Here is an 18,231-nt window from a genome sequence, read left to right as displayed (position 1 = left end):
ATGTTTAAAACACCTTTTAAAGCGCTATTGTTAGGGTCTGCTTTGCTTGCAACATCGTTTGTAAGTAATGCTCAAAACATGCACGACAGCTGGAACGTATTATTAAACAATCATGTTGTAGCTATTAATCACGGTCACAGCACAGAGGTCGATTATTCAGCAATTAAGGCCAAGCACAACGAACTGAAAACCTATTTAGATTCGCTATCGGCGGTTACGCAAAATGAGTTTGATGAATGGAGCAAACATAAGCAGCTGGCTTTTTTAATCAATGCGTATAACGCCTTTACTGTTGAGCTTATATTAACTAAATACCCAAGTCTTAAATCGATTAAAGATTTAGGCAGCTTTTTTAGCTCGCCGTGGAGCAAAGAGTTTGTGCCATTACTTGGTAAAATTCGTAGCCTTGATGATATTGAGCATGGTTTAATACGCGGCAGTGGTAAATACAACGACCCTCGTATTCACTTCGCTGTAAATTGTGCCAGTATTGGTTGCCCAGCATTGCGCGAAGAAGCCTACACAGAATCTAAACTCGAATCACAATTACACCATCAAACTGACCGTTTTTTATCTGATATGACCCGTAATATGGCGCAAGATAACACGCTAAGCGTGTCTTCAATATTTAAATGGTATGGTGATGATTTTGAACAAGGTTTTAGAGGCGCTAATTCGTTACAACAGTTTTTTTCACAATACGCAGACGAGCTAAAACTGATACCCGCTCAGCAAAAAGCGCTTGAAAATGACGACATGAAAATTAAGTTTTTAGATTACAACTGGAACTTAAATGCTCGCCATTAAATTTTGGCAAACATTATCGCGATACAGCGTTTACTGTGTCGCGTTTTGCATTTGCCTTGTTATTAGCTTTAAAGGCCTAGCAAGTACACAATTACAAAGCCGATGGCAGCAAGTTGAAAGCTTAGGTAAAGACCAAAGCGTATATTTTTATGCGTGGGGTGGCGATGCGCAAATAAATGCGTATATTCAATGGGCTGCGCAGCAAGTAAAAACCAAATACAACATTAACTTAGTGCATGTAAAGCTAAGTGATACCAGCGAAGCTGTAAGCCGCGTACTGGCCGAAAAATCAGCAAACAATAACGACAAAGGCAGCGTAGATTTAATTTGGATAAACGGTGCTAACTTTGCCACTATGAGCGAGCACTCATTATTACTAAAACAATGGGCTAATAAGCTGCCTAATTTTAGTTACACAGACCCTGGTAATAACCCTGCGGTTAATTTTGATTTTGGAATACCCACAAATGGAATGGAAGCACCTTGGGGCCAAGCATCGCTTACCTTTTACTACGATAGCTTAGCAATTGACGGCACGGCAAATAACACACTACCAACAACCCTAAACCAATTACTTAACTGGAGCGCACAAAACCCAGGGCGTTTTAGTTACCCAAAGCCACCTGATTTTTTAGGAATGAGCTTTTTAAAATACGCGCTTGTCATGCTACACCAACAAAGTGATCACACACTTAAAGCGCAGTTAAATCAGCCTGCTACTGCACAAAACACAGCCCAAGTATTAAACCCATTATGGGACTTTTTAAATAACCTGCACCCAACACTTTGGCGCGATGGCAGCCATTTTATGCAAAGTGGTGCACAAATGCGCCGCTTAGTAGGCGACACAGAGCTAAGCATTGCATTTACGTTTTCAGCGCCAGAAGTTCCCGCCGCCGTTAAACGTTATGATTTACCAAAAAGTATTCGCAGTTATGCAATGCAAGACGGCAGTTTAAGTAACACCCACTTTGTAGCCATACCTTATAATGCAAGCCACCAGCAAAGTGCGCAGTTAGTGGCTAATTTTTTATTAAGCCCAGAGGCGCAAGCACATAAGCAAAAACCTTCTGTTTGGGGGGATAAAAGTGTATTGATTCAATCTACATTGAGCCAAGAGCAGCAAGCCTTGTTTAAAACGGTGGAACCGCATCCAAGCGCATTACCCTTAAATAGCATAAAACGCACGCTAAGTGAGCCACACCCAAGCTGGGTAAACGCTATTATGCAAGGTTGGCAAGCGCGTTTTGGAGTAAGCCAATGAGTGTTATTCCAAATAAGTTAGCAGCAAGCCCAACGCTTAAACCACATAAAAGCGCCGATATGTTTAGTAAATTAGTTAAATTAAGCCCACGCATTTTACTGGCATTGCTAATTTTACCGGTAATATGCGGCCTAATTAGTGTGCTATTGCCCGCTTTTGGCTATGCACCAGTACTTGAGCACACAACACTTGGCCTACATGGCTTTACTATGCTTATGCAAACACCCGGCCTAACACACATGGTTATGCTAAGTGTTGGCACCGGCTTAATAAGTACCTTACTTGCCTTTATCATTACGCTAATGATTTTAGCGGCTTTTTTTAATAGCCCGTGGCTTAACCGTATTCAGCGTTTATTGAGTCCCATACTGGTAATTCCCCACGCGGCAGCGGCTATAGCGGTTGGTTTTTTAATTGCGCCTTCGGGTATGATCTCGCGTTTAGTATCGCCTTGGTTTAGTGGCTGGGAACTTGCGCCTAACGGCATGTTTCCGCATGACGCCTTTGGCATTAGTATAATTTTAGGCTTAACGCTTAAAGAGCTGCCTTTTTTACTGTTAATGGCGCTAGGTGTACTTGCACAACCTGAGCTTGGCAAAAAACTGCGCCAACAACATAAAGTAGCGCTTAATTTAGGCTACTGCCCTATGACTGCTTTTTTTAAAGTAGTATTACCAAGCCTTTATCCATTATTGCGCCTACCCATTTTAGCCGTGTTGGCTTATGCCAGTGCAAGTGTAGAAATGCCACTTATTTTGGGGCCAAATACACCACCTACCTTAGCTGTCGCTATTATGCACTGGTTTAACGATGTAGATTTAAACCTGCGTATTAAAGCCTCTGCGGGGGCATTATTGCAGCTTGTACTTACTGGTGGTTTACTAGCTCTTTGGCTTGGCGGCGAAAAAACGATAAAAGCATTATTTAGTGATTTACTCACCAATGGCGAGCGAGAATATGGCGGTGTTTATTGGCAAAAAATAACGACCGTATTAACAGTATTTGTAATTGGCTTTATTTTGCTCTCGTTAATTGGGTTAATTATGTGGTCGGTTGCCGGATTTTGGCGTTTTCCGGCGGCACTGCCCGATCAGCTCACGCTACTTCACTTTAAAAGTGCGCTAATGCAAATGCAAAGCCCGCTTTATAATACCCTTGCTATAGGGCTAGTTACTACGTTATTTGCCATTATTATTACGCTTTTATGCTTAGAGTCAGAGCAGTTAAGTGCAAAACCCCTATCGCGCTTTACCAGCTTAATTATTTATTTACCGCTGCTTGTACCAAGTATTGCGTTTTTATTTGGCCTGGTGTGGCTGCAACAACTAGTAAATAACCAGTCCGCGTTTTTTAATGTGGTATTTACCCATTTATTGTTTGTACTGCCGTATGTGTTTTTATCGCTTGCGAGCAGTTATAGGCGATTAGACCCTCGCTTTGCTCATGTAGCTGCAAGCCTTGGCGCAACGCCCTGCAAAGTATTTTTACAAGTGAAATTACCCCAGTTATTTGCTCCTATTTTAATTGCGGCGGCACTGGGTTTGGCCATTAGTTTTGGCCAATATTTACCTACACTTTTAGCCGGTGGCGGGCGCATAGCAACCATCACAACCGAAGCGGTTACCCTTGCTAATGGCGCAAGTAGGCGCACCAGTGCGGTGTATGCCATTATGCAAATGGCATTGCCACTCATAGGCTTTATACTGGCGTGGGTGTTACCTAAGTACTTTTTTAAAAGCGCCCATCGCTAACCCATAAATTAAAAGGTTTTTAATGCAGTCATCTTTAGAGATTAAAAATTGTGAGCTTTATCGTCAAAACCAGCAATTACTAAGCTTAAACGAGCAGGTAAAAGGCGGCGAAATACTTACTATTATGGGGCCTTCAGGCAGTGGTAAATCAAGTTTATTAAATTGGCTTACCGGCACATTACCCAGTGGTTTTAGCGCAAATGGCGAAGTGTGGCTTAACGGTGAAAATATTAATAACTTGCCTGCTCATTTACGTCACATAGGTGTGCTTTATCAAGATGCGTTATTATTTTCACATTTATCGGTAAGCGGTAACATTGCTTTTGCTATGCCTAAAGGCAATAAAAAACAGCGCCTTGAAAAAATAGAGCACGCGCTTGAACAAGTGGGATTAAAAGGCATGGCTAGTCGCCACCCCGATAATCTCTCTGGTGGGCAACAAGCCCGCGTTGCTTTACTGCGTATGCTATTAAGCGAGCCAAAAGCTATTTTGCTTGATGAGCCATTTAGCAAGCTCGATACCCAATTAAGAGTAGATACCCGCGAGCTGGTATTTAGCCAAATACGTGAGCATAAACTGCCCGCTATTATGGTAACCCACGATCATAGCGATGCAGAGGCCGCAAACGGCAAACTGATCACCTTAAACTTAGCTAATTAAACGCACAAAAAGTACAAGGCACCAAGTATGTTAGACAAATACATCACCCCGGTAATAAAGCCACTGTTAACCCCTGTTGTAGCGTTAATGCACAAGCGCGATATAACGCCCGATCAACTCACTGTGGTCGGTTTTTTAATAGGGCTATTAGCAGTGCCATTAATTGCGTTTGAAATGTGGTACGCAGCGTTAACGGCTATTGCTCTAAATCGTATTTTAGATGGACTAGATGGCGCATTAGCACGCCATGCAAATTTGAGTTCAAGCGCTGGCGGTTTTTTAGATATTACCCTCGACTTTTTATTTTACGCGGCAATTCCGCTTGGCTTTATTTTGGCAAACCCCGAGCAAAACGCCATTGCAGGTGCAGTATTGCTGGCCACCTTTATAGGCACTGGCTCAAGCTTTTTAGCCTTTGCCATAGCCGCCGAAAAATTTAAGCTCGAAAAACCCCAGTTTAAATACAAAAGCTTTTACTATTTAAATGGTTTAACCGAAGGCACAGAAACCATCGCGCTGTTTATTGCTTTTTGTATTTGGCCGCAGCACTTTGCCATAATGGCGAGTATTTTTGCCACTGCGTGCACTATTACTATTTTTACACGTATACATGGTGGATATAACACGTTAAAACGCCAAGAAGCTGATGAGGTTACACAAGCCAATGAGTAATGAAATTTGGTGGCGTTTAGGGTTCTTCTTTAGCATTTTGGTTATTATGATGCTGCTAGAATCGCGTATGCCTGCCCGTAAATCGCCTATAAAAAGTACCACCCGATGGTTTGCTAATTTTGGACTGGTGTTTGCTTCATCACTAATTGCTCGCTTAAGTGTACCCATAGGTTTAACCGCCGTAGCGCTTTATAACCAAGAGCACGGCATTGGTTTATTTAATCAAATAGCCACACCAAGTAGTGTTGCAATTATTTTAAGCATGCTACTGCTTGATATACTTATTTATTGGCAGCATAGGTTATTTCATCAAGTGCCTATTTTGTGGCGTTTGCACCGCGTACACCACGCCGATGCGCACGTAGATACCAGTACAGGTTTGCGTTTTCATCCTATCGAAATTGTACTAAGCATACTTATAAAGCTCATTGCCGTTACCGCCTTAGGTGTGCCCGCTATTGCCGTATTAATATTTGAAATAGCACTTAATGGTTTAGCGCTGTTTAACCATGCGAATATTCGCTTGCCAAATACAATAGAAAAACCACTTCGGCTCATATTAATGACTCAAATACTGCATCGTATTCACCATAGCCAACGCGTAAGCGAAACCAATTCGAACTACGGATTTAGCGTTATATGGTGGGACAAACTGTTTGGCAGTTACAAAAATGAAGCGCAAAAAGCCGATAACGAGATAGATATAGGCTTAAAAGAATACCCAAGCCAAAAACAAAATGCGTCTCTTTGGGCATTGTTAATCATGCCATTTAAAAATAAGTAACAACTATTCTCTTAAAAAATAAAATATTAAAACAATATTACGCAGTTTGATTACTTTAGAACTACAGTTAATGCGTTAATCAGTAAATTAATTGTAAATAATTTAGACAAATATGTTGACCAAATCACAACTGCACAATACTATTTGTAAGCGCTTACAATTGCACACACAAATGTAAGCGCTTACAGAAAGTATAAAAGCTATAAAATCAAGTACCTAAACACATATTCTGACAATTATCAGTTGAACGGGGTTCAGTTATGAACATTGAAACAACACGCATTACACGCCTTTTGGCAGCTATTTCATTAGCGTCTTTGGCCGGCTGTGGTGGTGACGCTGCAACAACAAACACGAATACAGAAGTCGTTAATTCTTCAGAGCCAGTCTCAGATTGGCGCATGGTATGGAATGACGAATTTGACGGCACTAGCATTGATACAAACAAATGGAACTTTGAATTAAATTGTGCTGGTGGTGGTAATAACGAAAAGCAATGTTATACCGATAGCGAAGAAAATGCCTTCATCAAAGACGGCATGCTTAACATAGTTGCTCTTCCCGCAGAAGAAGGCGCACCAAAACCTTACACATCAGCCCGCCTAAATACCCGTTACAACGCAGATTTTACTTATGGCCGTTTTGAAATGCGTGCAAAATTACCGTCTGGTCAAGGTAGCTGGCCTGCATTTTGGATGATGCCAACTGATGAAGAATACGGCACTTGGCCACGTTCTGGTGAAATTGATATTTTAGAAGCTGTAAACCTAAAAGTAGCCGCTGAAGATGGCACTGTTGAATCATACGTACACGGTACTCTTCATTACGGTCGTGAATGGCCAAATAACTCTAGTTCAGGTAAAGCTTATTTATTACCTGAAGACATGAACCCAGCTGATGATTTTCATACTTACGCTATAGAGTGGCAAGAAGGTGAGATCCGCTGGTATGTAGATGACTATTTATACGCTACACAACGTCGCTCAGAAGTTCGTTACAATTCAAAAGACGAAGCTGTTGGTCTTAAACATAAAGGCTGGTTTGCTGAATACTTTGAACAAGGTAGCGGCGAACTTAAAACGCATTGGGATAACGCCCCTTTCGACAAAGATTTCTACCTGATATTAAACCATGCAGTGGGTGGAGATTGGCCTGAAAACGTTAACAATTTAGGTATTGATGCAGACGCGTTCGCACAAGGCCAAAGCTTTGAGATTGATTACGTTCGAGTATACGAATGTGCATCAAACCCAAGCACTGGCAAAGGCTGTGAAACAGTTCGTCCAGGTTACGACAGCCTAGACGACGCACTTGTAGAAGGTGCAGCACCTGTGCCTACACCACCAAGCGACGGTGTAGCCCGAAACCTTGATATATTTAAAGGTAGCCTAGACGCCAACTGGATTGCATGGGATTGTTGTGGCGGCACTGTACCAGAGGTTATCACTGATGCAGACAAAGGTGACGTTGTTAAATTTAACATAAATGATAACAACGGCACCGTGCTTGGCTTCTCTACTCGTGGCGGTCACTTTGCAGACGATTTCACAGGAACATCGTCTCCATTTGATGCATCTCCATTACTAGATTTAAACGGCCGTTTAACGTTTGATATGAAAGTGGTAACGCCTCCAACATCAGATACTACGTGGATACTAAAAGCAGAAGCAGGTGATGGTGGCCCAAATACAGGCGACGTACCATTAAGTGAAAGCAATGAAGGTGTAGCACCTGTAACTGGCCAATGGCAAACATATACTTTTCCATTGTCACTTCTTCAAGAAAAAGGCTTAGATTTAAGTGCCATTGATGTACTTATGGTGTTTCCAGCATGGCAAACAGGCGAAGGCGCTGAGTACCTTATCACTAACGTAGCAATTGAAGGTGATGTTGGTGCTTCTCCTGAGGTTGTTTTATTCGACAACGGACAAAGTTTAGATTGGCCTATGTGGGATTGTTGTGGTGGTTCAACCCCAGTTGAAGCTTTAGACGACGAAGAGCACGGTTTGACTGCAGAATTTAGCATTGGTGAAGCGCCTACAGTAATGGGCTTTAACACACGCACTTCTGCGGGTGGAAGCGGCACACCGTTCGATGCGACTAGCATTTTAGAAAATGGCGTTATTCAGTTTGAACTAAAAGTAATCTCAAATCCTAATAACCCAGATTCAACGTGGTTAATGAAAATAGAATCAAATGAGGGTGACTCAGCAGTAGAGCTTCCGTTAACAGACGCAGGTGACGAGCCAGTTGCAGGTGAATGGAAAACTTATACCTATACCTTAGCCGACCTAGCAGGTGCAGGCCTTGACGTTAGCGCGATTGATGTTGTTATGATTTTCCCAGCATGGGGCACGGGTGAAGGCGCAGTTTACCGTGTAGATAACGCTAAAATTTATGACCCAAGTGCAGCATCTACTGCAGGAAGTGAAATTACAATATTCCAAGATACTGCTGCAGAGCAATGGAGCATATGGGATTGTTGTGGTGGTTCAACGCCAACTGAAGAAACAGACGATAGCGACCATGGTACCGTTGCTGAGTTTGTAATTGGCTCAGCGCCAACTGTAATGGGCTTTTTAGCTGATGAAGGTGTTTCTTTTGATGCCTCGTCTATCCTAGCAAATGGGGTTGTACAATTTGAAATGAAAATGGTGACTCCACCTAACGCAACGGACGCTGAATGGTTATTTAAAATTGAGTCAACTGGTGCAGCCTCAGCTGTGGAGCTTCCTCTTGCAGAAAGTGTTGAAGGTCAAGTACCGGCTATTGGTCAATGGCAAACGTACACATTTACATTGCAATCACTTTTTGACGCCGGTTTAGACATCAGTGATATCAACGTGTTAATGGTTTTCCCAGCATGGAGTACGGGTGAAGGCGCGGTTTATCGTATCGATAACGTAATTATCGCAAACCCGTAGAGCAACCATTGAATGGTAGGTGCCTTTAAATAGGCACCCACTAACTGTAATAAATTTAGAAAAGCAGAGCAATTATGAACACATTCACTTTTAAAAAGAGCCAGTTAGCAGCTTCTGTGTCACTTATCATCGCTGCAAGTACATTTAATTTAGCCTATGCAGCAGAAGAAAATACTGCTGAACCTGAACTAGAAATCATTGAAGTAAAAGGTATTCGCGGATCATTAATCCGTTCAATGGATGTAAAACGAGATGCTTCTGGTGTAGTTGACGCCATTTCAGCTGAAGAAATGGGTAAGTTCCCAGATACAAACTTAGCAGAATCATTACAACGAATTACTGGCGTATCTGTCAGTCGCTCAAACGGTGAAGGTAGCCAAATTACTGTTCGTGGTTTTGGTCCATCGTTTAACTTGGTAACACTGAATGGTCGCCAAATGGCGGGAACAGGTTTTACACGCTCATTTAACTTTGAAAACTTATCATCAGAAGGTGTAAGTTCACTTGAAGTAATGAAAACTGCACGCGCTGATTCACCAACAGGTGGATTGGGTGCAACTGTCAATATTGTTACCGCAAAACCATTACAAAAGCCAGGTGAGCGTTTTTCTTTTATGGCTAAAGGTATTCACGATACATCTGTAGAAGAAGGCGATAAAGTAACACCTGAAATTGCAGGTATTTACAGTAATACCTTTGATGACGAACGTTTTGGTGTGTCGGCTAACTTTTCATATCATCGTCGTGATTTTCAACGACAAGCAGCGAATGTTCGATCTTGGTTAGTTAACCCTAACCTCTCGGTTGATGCGGCTAATATTGTTGATAACCGCCCAATGGATGCTGAAGGTAACCCGGCTAAACAATTCTTTGACCCAAACGCTGGGGAAAATGGTGAATTTGTTTCAGCCGCTTTCTTTCCGCAAGAAGTTAGCTTTGCAAAAGATGACATTCAACGTGAGCGCTTAAATGCGCAAGCAACATTTCAGTTTGCACCAACAGACAACCTGACATTTACGCTTGACCATACAATTTCACAAGCAACAACCGGTAATAACTCATTGTCTTGGGGGATCTGGAACGGATCGTTCGGTGGTAATGCCAATGCTTATGAACTTGATGAAAACGGCACAGCTGTTTATTACAACTCTGCAGGTGACGATGCATCATTTACAGCATTTCGTGAAACTTCAGAAGTAGATTCAAAAGCAACAGGTATTAACGTTGAATGGTTAGCAACCGAAAATCTGAGCTTTAACTTTGATGCTCACACATCTAAAACAACGACCGATAATGGTAAAGATCCTGGTTTAGGTGCTAATGCACGAATCATTTTAGGCTCGGCAGACATTTCAACTAAAGAATACTTTTTCCGTGAGGGTGACGTACCTGGTTTTAATGTAAATTGGAATAACGGCACGCAAGAAGTTGACCCAAACCAAATTGGCTCTAACTTTAGTATATTTACAAGAACACCCGGTGAATCAGAAGTATCTCAAGTACAACTAGACGGTAAACTATTTACTTACACTGACATTGGTTTAGAAACAGTAAAATTTGGTGCTGCATACACTAAGCAAACACTTAGTGGCTGGGGTGGCTCTAATAATGCCAATGCACCAGGCTTTAATAACGGTACATTTGCTGAAATATTCCCAGATAGTATGTTCGAGCGAGTTGATTTAAGTGGCTTTCTTGACGAGTTTTCATTTGGTCCTAACGGTGTAGCGCCAGGCTATGCTTACACTTATGATCTTGATGAAGCATTTGCTCGCCAAAGCGCTTTTTTAACTGAAGACGTAATAGGCAGTGATGTTTACCAAATAGGTACTTTTGATGGCTTCCCAACTAACAAAGTAGAAGAAGAAACAATCAGTGTTTACCTGTCTACAAATTGGGTGTTTAACGTTAGCGACTACGATGTTTTTGTAAATTTAGGCCTTCGCTACGAAGAAACTGACATTGTAAGCCCAGCTAAAAGCCGTGTTGCTCAGCAAGTATATTGGGCAGGTGGTTCTGAGTGGCTAACTGAATTTGCCAGTGGCGGCGAATTAGTTGAGGTTGATTACAAAGGTAATTACGATCTTCTTCTACCTATGATAGATGTAAAAGTCGACCTCTCTGATAACTTAGTGTCACGTGTATCTTGGGGCCAAACAATTACACGCCCTACCCTTGGCGACATGCTTGGCAACTTAAGCTTAACACCGTCACCTAAGTTAAATTCAAGAAGCGGTAGCCGTGGTAACCCAAATTTACAACCGTTTAAATCAACAAACTTCGATCTTAGCCTTGAATATTACTACAATGAAGGTAGCTACGCTGCAGTGGGTATGTTCTGGAAAGATGTAGATAATTGGATTGATAACACGCAAGTAACAACCACGTTTGAAGGCCTGCATGATGTTTATTTAGGTCAACGCTGGAATAATGCAGTAACCGCAATTGAAGGACGTGGCGAGCAGGCAACTGACTCTGCTATCTATAATGAGATTGTGGCAAATGGCGTAGGAATTGGCGAAAACAACCGTGTACTTCCTGATTCAGCAACTGATCCATTAATAGAGTGGACAATCAACTCACCAGAAAACGTAGGTTCTCGTAAAGTAAATGGTGTTGAGTTTGCGATACAGCACTTATTCGGCGAGTCAGGTTTTGGCGCTGGTTTCAATGCCACTATTGTTGACGGTGATGTAGAGTACGACAACTATTACCTTGCATCTCAAGCTGTATTAGCTGGTCTGAGTGATTCTGCCAATCTACAAGGTTTTTACGAAAAAGATGGCTTATCAGTTAAAATTACTGGTGCATGGCGTGATGAATACCTAATTGCGCAAGGCCTACCAGATTCGGGGGCTACGGCTCCTCCACAATATGCTGAAGAATATTTACAGTGGGACATTAGCGTTAACTACGAAGTGAACGAAAGCACTACAGTATTCTTTGAAGGCGTTAATTTAACAAACGAGACAGAGCGTTCGTTCAGTCGTTTTGAAAGCCAGTTCTTAAGTGCTGCACAATACGGACCGCGTTATGCATTTGGTTTTAGATACTCAATGGGTAACTAAACTTAAATAAATACCAAATAAAAGCCGCTCTAAGAGCGGTTTTTTTTATTTTTAAGCTATGGGATGCGCTTAATCTGCTCTAATAGTATATTCGTTGTCCAATCAACGCCGTTATACGCAATATCTGGCTTGTAAAAATCACCTGCCCCTCGCGCTCTATTTACATATACTTTATTTGGCACTACAACTTTACCTAAGCCTGAAGGTAAATCGGCTAAACGTACCTCCATATACATCGAGTCAGCGCTACTGGGTGCACCAAACAACCTGGTATTTTCAAAAAGCTTAAACTTATCAAGCGCATCTAAACAAGCACTAGCGCATTGCGGCGGCACTATAACAAACACCTTGGTTTTAAAGTCACTCACTAATGGCTCTTCTGGTAGGATATTTAGCGTAGTAGACTCTCGTTCTACATAAAATGGATCACCACTTTTAAGCGATAAATACATTGCATGATACCAAACAGACTGCTGAAAATTTTACCTAAAGGTCAACAGACCCTAATCATTTAATGCTTGAGTAAACGAATCCATTCATCGGGGTTTGCTAAAATAAAATCATAAGTATCTTCATTTTCTAAGGTGATTGTTATTGCATCGCTTGTAAGTGCTAATATGCCTGCACCTGTACCTACCGATTTTTCAATTTTTACGATTGCGCTGCGTGTTAAAGTATAAGGCCCTAAACCAGCACGTTCATTGTATGGCTCAAAAAGTACCTCACCTTGCGTTATATAAAATTTACCATCGGCTTTTGCCACACCGCTTTGGTACGTAGCAGTAGATGATTTGAGTATTTTATTGTTCATTCGGCTTTCCTGCTGATTGATAAATTTACTTTTATAGGATGTATGCACTTTAATAAGTTATATAGTTTTGTGTTCTAAGGCAATTAATTTGTACCTAAAAATGCAAATTCAATTAGTACTGCGAATCTCTAGCAAAGTATTAATTAATCTTGGTACAAACCTTGATACCTAATTAATAACAAAACGACTTACAGGTACGGGTTATGGCGAAATTTTTTGGAATTTATTGTGCATCTGGGCTAACTCAACATCATGATTTTATTATTAATAAATTTAAAGCTGAAGATGCTAAAGTAAACAGTGGCACAATAAACGAAGTACATGAACAGGCTCTTTACTTAGCTAGTTTAGATTATGAAACCTTTGGCCCACATGCTTTTTTGCAAACAGATTCGCATATTGCAACACTGGTTGGTCACCCACTTTTAAGCGCGAACCGAAATAATGATTTAAACACCCTAAACTCACATTATACCAATGAAATGCTTACAGAATGTGAAGGTGTTTTTTGTATGGCACGGTATAACAAGGTTACGAATGTATTAAACTTAGTTACCGATTCCCTTGGGGTTCGCCCTTTTTACTATATGTATTATGAAGGTGCTTTTATTTTTAGTACCCAATATAGCTTACTCAAAAACTTAGGCTTACCACTTACCTGTAATCACGAAGGAATGATGTAATATGCAACACTTGGGTATTACCTATTTGAGCATACCCATTACAACGAAATTTCGTGTATTCGCCCAGGAACTCGCCTAGAAGCATCATCTAACGGGGTTACTAAAACACAGTATTTTGACTGGAGCAGCCTTACTAAAAATTATGATAATTACGAAAAAACACTGCATAGCTTAAAGCAAGACCTATCTAACAATGTGAACAAATATATTGATAACGATAATCACGTGCTTACTACGCTATCGGGTGGATTAGACTCAAGGTTGATTGCGTGCTTACTTAAAAGGCAAAATGTAAACATCACCGCGCTTAATTTTTCACAGCATCAAACACAAGACTTATACTGCGCAACGGCGTTCGCAAAAAGCCAAAAAATTGAGCTTGATGTTATTCGTGTTAACGATACGCAGGCAAAAACAATTGAAGACAGACTAGGCGAGCATTGGTTAAACGGCAAACATCCAGACCACCCTAAAGTAACACGTCCTCGTTTAGCATGGTCTGGCAATGGAGGCAGTGTTGGGCTGGGTGTTATTTACTACTCAGATGAAGTTTACGAAGCGGCATTAACACAAGAACCTGAGCGCCTTGCTGACGCTTATTTATCGCAACAATTTGCTTATATCCCCAAATCAATAATCCATAACGCTGATAAAATGCAAGCCAGACTAAAAGCTAATATCGTAACGTCATTAAAAGAGTTTGGAGATATTCCTCTTGAAAAAGCTTACTATCTGTTTTTATTACTTAACGATCAGCATCACCATTTAGCCATTCCATTCGATAAAGTGGACGAGTATCAAATGGATTTTTGCCTGCCCTTTTATTCCTGGAAAGTACTTCGACATGTTTTGTCGCAGCCAACGTCACAAGTAAGAAAGCATCGCTTTTATCATGATTTTTTACGCTATGCATTCCCCGAAGCCCTAGATTCGCCTTGGCAAGCATACCCTGGCCATGCTCCATGTTTATTACCAAAAGAAGGGATTGATCAATGGCAAATTAAACGCCCCAAGCAGTTTAAACCCACTGAGGTGTACCAAATTTTCACTCAGTTAATGACAAGCCAACATAAGCAATTAGTTAACCTAGCCTCGTTTAGTGCGGTTGCCTTACTGCATGCTTCTGGCATTAGAAGCTATAACGATAAGCTAAAGGTTATTGAAAATATGCTTAAGTGGTAACATTAAAACACCTTGCTGTAGGGCTCTACTCAAGGTGTTTTAAGCAAGCTGTTGTCATTTAGTTGGTGGGAACCATACGCTAACAATTTTGCCATTTCGTACTTCATACACCGCAACGGCAAACATATCATCTCGGCCCTCACCAAGCCCAGTTAACCGCTCATAATCAACAACCACAGGCCCATTCACAATTCGATTTTCAAGAATCACTTTAAATGATTTTGGCGCTGTTTTTAAAAACTGATACGCTTTGACTAAGCTTGCTTGCCCAATAATGTCAGGATCGCCTTCTTGGCTATTTTTAATTTTTATATCTGCCGAGTGACAGCTTGCAAATAGCGCTATATTTCGTGCGTTATAAGCCTCTAGTTGCGCTTGCACTACTTGTTCAGGATCGGTACTTGCCGAGCACGCTGACGCATCACTCGCATAAAAGAGGCTAAATAACATTAGCATTGAGACAACTTTCATAACAATAAACATCCTTGAAAATAAACTAGGTAGTAAAAAAGCTAGTTGTGAAAATGACTACGAAAACTTAAAAAATACAATACTCGCAAGCAAAACAAACACAACATAAAATATAAAATGCTTACCAGCTTGACGATGCTTAATAGCAAGCTTACAAACTCTTTTATCGGTCGCACCTTTTAAGTGATTTAAGCCACTCCTTGAGACGAACATTATAGGAATCATTAAAAATTTTGGCTGCCCAAGCGCTTGCCATATTTCAGGCTCGAAAATTTTAACCGCTTGATAATATTTATATTCAGCAATTACTGCGCGAGCCATAAATAATGCCCATAGAAAAATAACAATTGTTATAATCATTTGCTTAGCTCCTCAACACTCTAAAATTAAGTATTCAATCAAGCCTAAATTAAAAACACGAACTTTAATTAATAATTTTTGTGCAAAACACGTCCAAACATAATAACGCAACCTCCTTATTAACCAAATCAATACATATATTAACGATAAAACCCAAATTTTTTATTATGTTAAACAGCTCAATATGTTAATTTGTGTAGTGTAGTTTTACGGCAAAGAGTAGTTAATGAGTAAACAAATTCGATGGACCCTAAAAAGTATTGCTAAAGAGTTAGGTGTGTCTAATGCAACGGTATCTAATGCATTTAATCGACCAGATCAGCTCTCAGAAAAACGCCGAGAAGCGATACTCAAAGCCTGTAAAGAGCTTGGTTACTTTGGCCCAAATAAAGCAGCACAATCATTAAGAAGCGGTACATTTAACATTGTCGCTTTGGTGCTACCCGACAGCGTTGAATACATGGTATCAGACCCAGTTGCCAGCAGCTTTATGCGTGGCGTGACTTCTGTACTCGAAAAAAACAATATTAACGTTTTATTGCTCTCTGGTAGTAACAATAACCTCAATAGTGTTGTTGATTTTGTAGATGGTTTTATTTGCTACGGTCGCCCTCGTAACCACGCATTAGTAGAACAACTTAAAACAACGCCAAAACACGTCGTCACTGTAGATTTTGACATTAATCGCAATGCGTCGGTTAACATTAATAACGAACAAGCTAGCTACGAAATTGCCAAGCATGTTTTGCACAATATAAACGATAAGGTCGCCATTCTAGGGCTAAGACTTCTCGATGAAAACGTATTATGCCGCGTTTATGAACATCACGAGTTTCAAACCGGAGAGTCAATTTCTCATCAGCGTTTACGTGGCTATCAACGTGCATTAGTTGAGGCAAATATTAGTGTTGCTGACGACCGCATTTGGAACATACCTGAAAGCAGCGAGCGCTTTGCTAATATAGCTGCAAAAGAAGTACTATCAGCTTCACCTCGCCCTAACGTTATTATCTGTATGAGTGATTTAATTGCACTCGCCACAATGCGAGAGGCAATCAAGCAAGGTATAAAAATTGGAAAAGACCTACGTATTGTTGGATTTGATGGGATTGATGAAGCAGCACGGTTCGTGCCCAGGTTAAGCACTATTCATCAAAACAGTGAAGAAAAAGGCGTAATTGCTGCAAACTTATTTATTTCTAAAGAAAACAAAATACAAGAAGTCAGCTACGAACTCGACATTGGTGCCAGCAGTTAATAAAAAAGCCAAGCTAACTAGCTTGGCTTTTTGTTCAGCAAAACTCTATTCGTTACAATAAAGAATCTAAACTTATCGATGTTTCTTCATCACCATTTACTTGCGTTATAAGGGCGGTTCTTGCTTCAAAATCTACACTTAATGAAATAGATTGCTCACCAAGTTGCCACGTTAAACAACACATACCGCCTTCACCTTGCGCTGAAAACTCACCAGAGAACGCAGGGTGTTCGTTACGAATTTTAATCAGTTCAATTAAGCCTTTTACAACGGGCTTATCAAGTGATTCGCTTATTTTATCTGCATTTAAATATGGGCGGTTAATATCACGGCCAACATTTGTTTTGGCTAAAAGCTCCATGTCGTTTTCGCATGCAAATAAACCACCGTAGTAAACTTGTGGAACACCTGGTGCAAAAAACTGAATGGCGCGAGACAATAAATAATCAAAATCTTTTGCCCCCAATGCGTTGTAATAAGTACAGTTAACTTGGTACAAATCAACATTACTGGCTGCAGCTCCAGTTGCTTGTCGGCTTTCGTTATTACTGTTTGCATGCATTGTTTCAACAAGGTTATCAATTTGCTCAGCGTTTAATAGACCGGGTTTGTCGCCCATTGGCCCAGCATCAATAATACCAATGCCGTCATGTGTATCGAGTACAGTTAAACAGTTACGTGGTGATATTTTTAGCCACTTTAAAAGTGCATCAACGTCGTTATTAAACAAGCTATGTAAAATAAGCGGCGGCAGTGCAAAGTCATAAACCATGTTTACGCGTTTAGCCACTTCAACCTGAGTTTGATAATGGCTGTGTATTTCAGCAATTGTTTCCATACCTAATTCATTTGCTTGCTTAGATAAGTTATCTAAGTAGCCAAACGTTTCATCTAGCATAAAACAGTTAGTACCCGCTTGCTTAATAGCGTAACCCGCTGCATCTAAGCGAATAATATTTACATTGTTAGCAGAGAACTTGGTGAGTACATTATTTAAATACGCAACGCCAGCCTCTACCTTTACATTAATGTCAATTTGATTATCGGTAAATGTAGTCCAAAAATCGTACGTTTCGCCATCACCACATTTCATTGGTGTAAAACAACTACCAGGGCGAGGGCGATAAATTGCTTTTTGCTCTGCGTCGCTCATGCCATTTGGAAATACGTCTTCTTTGGTTAAAAACAAATCCCAAAATTCAGAGGCTTTACCTTTAGCAAGCACATCCTGAAACTGAAAAGATTGCGCCGAAACATGGTTAACAATTAAGTCGGCCATTAAATCATGGTTGTTACCAAGCGCTTTAATATCTTCCCAAGAACCTATTCTTGAATCTACTTCACTATGGTCTATTGGGTCAAAGCCAGCATCACTGCCGTCAATTGGGTTATAAAATGGCAACAAATGCACACCGCCAAATACGCCTTTTAAAGATCCATTTAAAAGTGTAGTGAGTGCATTAATGTCTTGGCCAGTGATTCGATCAGCATATGTGATCAATTGAACTTTGTTTTGCATCATTGTGTGATTACCA

Annotated in this window: 15 protein-coding genes and 1 pseudogene; 11 read left to right on the top strand and 5 right to left on the bottom strand. The window is 40.7% G+C overall.

Going from position 1 to position 18,231, the window contains the following annotated elements:
- The 8 genes from ACFI34_RS05715 to ACFI34_RS05680 all read left to right on the top strand — a co-directional run bounded on the left by ACFI34_RS05715 (position 1) and on the right by ACFI34_RS05680 (position 11,931).
- Positions 1–807: a DUF547 domain-containing protein gene (locus ACFI34_RS05715; protein ID WP_462672743.1), complete on the top strand. Its 807-nt coding sequence runs from the start codon at positions 1–3 to the stop codon at positions 805–807.
- Positions 794–2,071: an ABC transporter substrate-binding protein gene (locus ACFI34_RS05710; RefSeq protein WP_462672742.1), complete on the top strand. Its 1,278-nt coding sequence runs from the start codon at positions 794–796 to the stop codon at positions 2,069–2,071. The genes ACFI34_RS05715 and ACFI34_RS05710 overlap by 14 nt, the downstream gene beginning before the upstream one ends.
- Positions 2,068–3,822, top strand: a complete 1,755-nt coding sequence (locus tag ACFI34_RS05705; RefSeq protein WP_462672741.1) for an ABC transporter permease — start codon at positions 2,068–2,070, stop codon at positions 3,820–3,822. The genes ACFI34_RS05710 and ACFI34_RS05705 overlap by 4 nt, the downstream gene beginning before the upstream one ends.
- A 22-nt stretch (positions 3,823–3,844) precedes the next feature.
- Positions 3,845–4,483 (top strand): ATP-binding cassette domain-containing protein, encoded by a 639-nt coding sequence (locus tag ACFI34_RS05700; RefSeq protein ID WP_462672740.1) that lies wholly within the window; start codon positions 3,845–3,847, stop codon positions 4,481–4,483.
- A 27-nt stretch (positions 4,484–4,510) separates the two neighbouring features.
- Positions 4,511–5,155, top strand: a complete 645-nt coding sequence (locus ACFI34_RS05695) for a CDP-alcohol phosphatidyltransferase family protein (RefSeq protein WP_462672739.1) — start codon at positions 4,511–4,513, stop codon at positions 5,153–5,155.
- Positions 5,148–5,939 (top strand): sterol desaturase family protein, encoded by a 792-nt coding sequence (locus ACFI34_RS05690; protein WP_462672738.1) that lies wholly within the window; start codon positions 5,148–5,150, stop codon positions 5,937–5,939. The genes ACFI34_RS05695 and ACFI34_RS05690 overlap by 8 nt, the downstream gene beginning before the upstream one ends.
- A 260-nt stretch (positions 5,940–6,199) precedes the next feature.
- Entirely contained in the window at positions 6,200–8,863 is a 2,664-nt protein-coding gene (locus ACFI34_RS05685; protein ID WP_462672737.1) for a family 16 glycosylhydrolase, read from the top strand.
- A 74-nt stretch (positions 8,864–8,937) separates the two neighbouring features.
- Entirely contained in the window at positions 8,938–11,931 is a 2,994-nt protein-coding gene (locus ACFI34_RS05680) for a TonB-dependent receptor (RefSeq protein WP_462672736.1), read from the top strand.
- A 56-nt stretch (positions 11,932–11,987) separates the two neighbouring features.
- On the opposite strand, the pseudogene ACFI34_RS05675 reads toward ACFI34_RS05680, so the two are convergent.
- Positions 11,988–12,383, bottom strand: a pseudogene (locus ACFI34_RS05675) (S41 family peptidase); the annotation flags it as partial.
- A gap of 59 nt (positions 12,384–12,442) precedes the next feature.
- Positions 12,443–12,742: a hypothetical protein gene (locus ACFI34_RS05670; protein WP_462672735.1), complete on the bottom strand. Its 300-nt coding sequence runs from the start codon at positions 12,740–12,742 to the stop codon at positions 12,443–12,445.
- A gap of 203 nt (positions 12,743–12,945) precedes the next feature.
- Here ACFI34_RS05670 and ACFI34_RS05665 point away from each other — a divergent pair, with 203 nt between their 5' ends.
- Together ACFI34_RS05665 and ACFI34_RS05660 are read left to right on the top strand one after the other, a co-directional pair.
- Positions 12,946–13,425: a hypothetical protein gene (locus tag ACFI34_RS05665; protein WP_462672734.1), complete on the top strand. Its 480-nt coding sequence runs from the start codon at positions 12,946–12,948 to the stop codon at positions 13,423–13,425.
- 48 nt (positions 13,426–13,473) lie between these two features.
- A complete protein-coding gene (locus tag ACFI34_RS05660) occupies positions 13,474–14,607 on the top strand; it encodes an asparagine synthase-related protein (protein ID WP_462672873.1) in 1,134 nt (377 codons plus the stop codon).
- Between the two features lie 54 nt (positions 14,608–14,661).
- On the opposite strand, the gene ACFI34_RS05655 is transcribed toward ACFI34_RS05660, so the two are convergent.
- Together ACFI34_RS05655 and ACFI34_RS05650 are read right to left on the bottom strand one after the other, a co-directional pair.
- Positions 14,662–15,078 (bottom strand): nuclear transport factor 2 family protein, encoded by a 417-nt coding sequence (locus tag ACFI34_RS05655; protein ID WP_462672733.1) that lies wholly within the window; start codon positions 15,076–15,078, stop codon positions 14,662–14,664.
- 57 nt (positions 15,079–15,135) lie between these two features.
- On the bottom strand, positions 15,136–15,438 hold the full coding sequence (locus ACFI34_RS05650) for a hypothetical protein (RefSeq protein ID WP_462672732.1): 303 nt from the start codon (positions 15,436–15,438) through the stop codon (positions 15,136–15,138).
- A gap of 226 nt (positions 15,439–15,664) precedes the next feature.
- Between ACFI34_RS05650 and ACFI34_RS05645 the strand changes: the two genes are divergently transcribed.
- Positions 15,665–16,696 carry a LacI family DNA-binding transcriptional regulator gene (locus tag ACFI34_RS05645; RefSeq protein ID WP_138739554.1) on the top strand — a complete coding sequence of 344 codons (1,032 nt, stop codon included), beginning with the start codon at positions 15,665–15,667 and terminating at the stop codon, positions 16,694–16,696.
- Between the two features lie 52 nt (positions 16,697–16,748).
- Here the strand turns inward: ACFI34_RS05645 and gtfA are convergent, their stop codons facing one another.
- Complete coding sequence (gtfA, locus tag ACFI34_RS05640; protein ID WP_305472896.1) at positions 16,749–18,218, bottom strand: sucrose phosphorylase; 1,470 nt, start codon at positions 18,216–18,218, stop codon at positions 16,749–16,751.
- Positions 18,219–18,231: the final 13 nt, after the last annotated feature.

The organism is Pseudoalteromonas sp. PSi26, assembly GCF_054960575.1.
The sequence above is the reverse complement of the archived record's forward strand: the minus strand, read 5'-3'. Positions and strand labels throughout refer to the sequence as shown.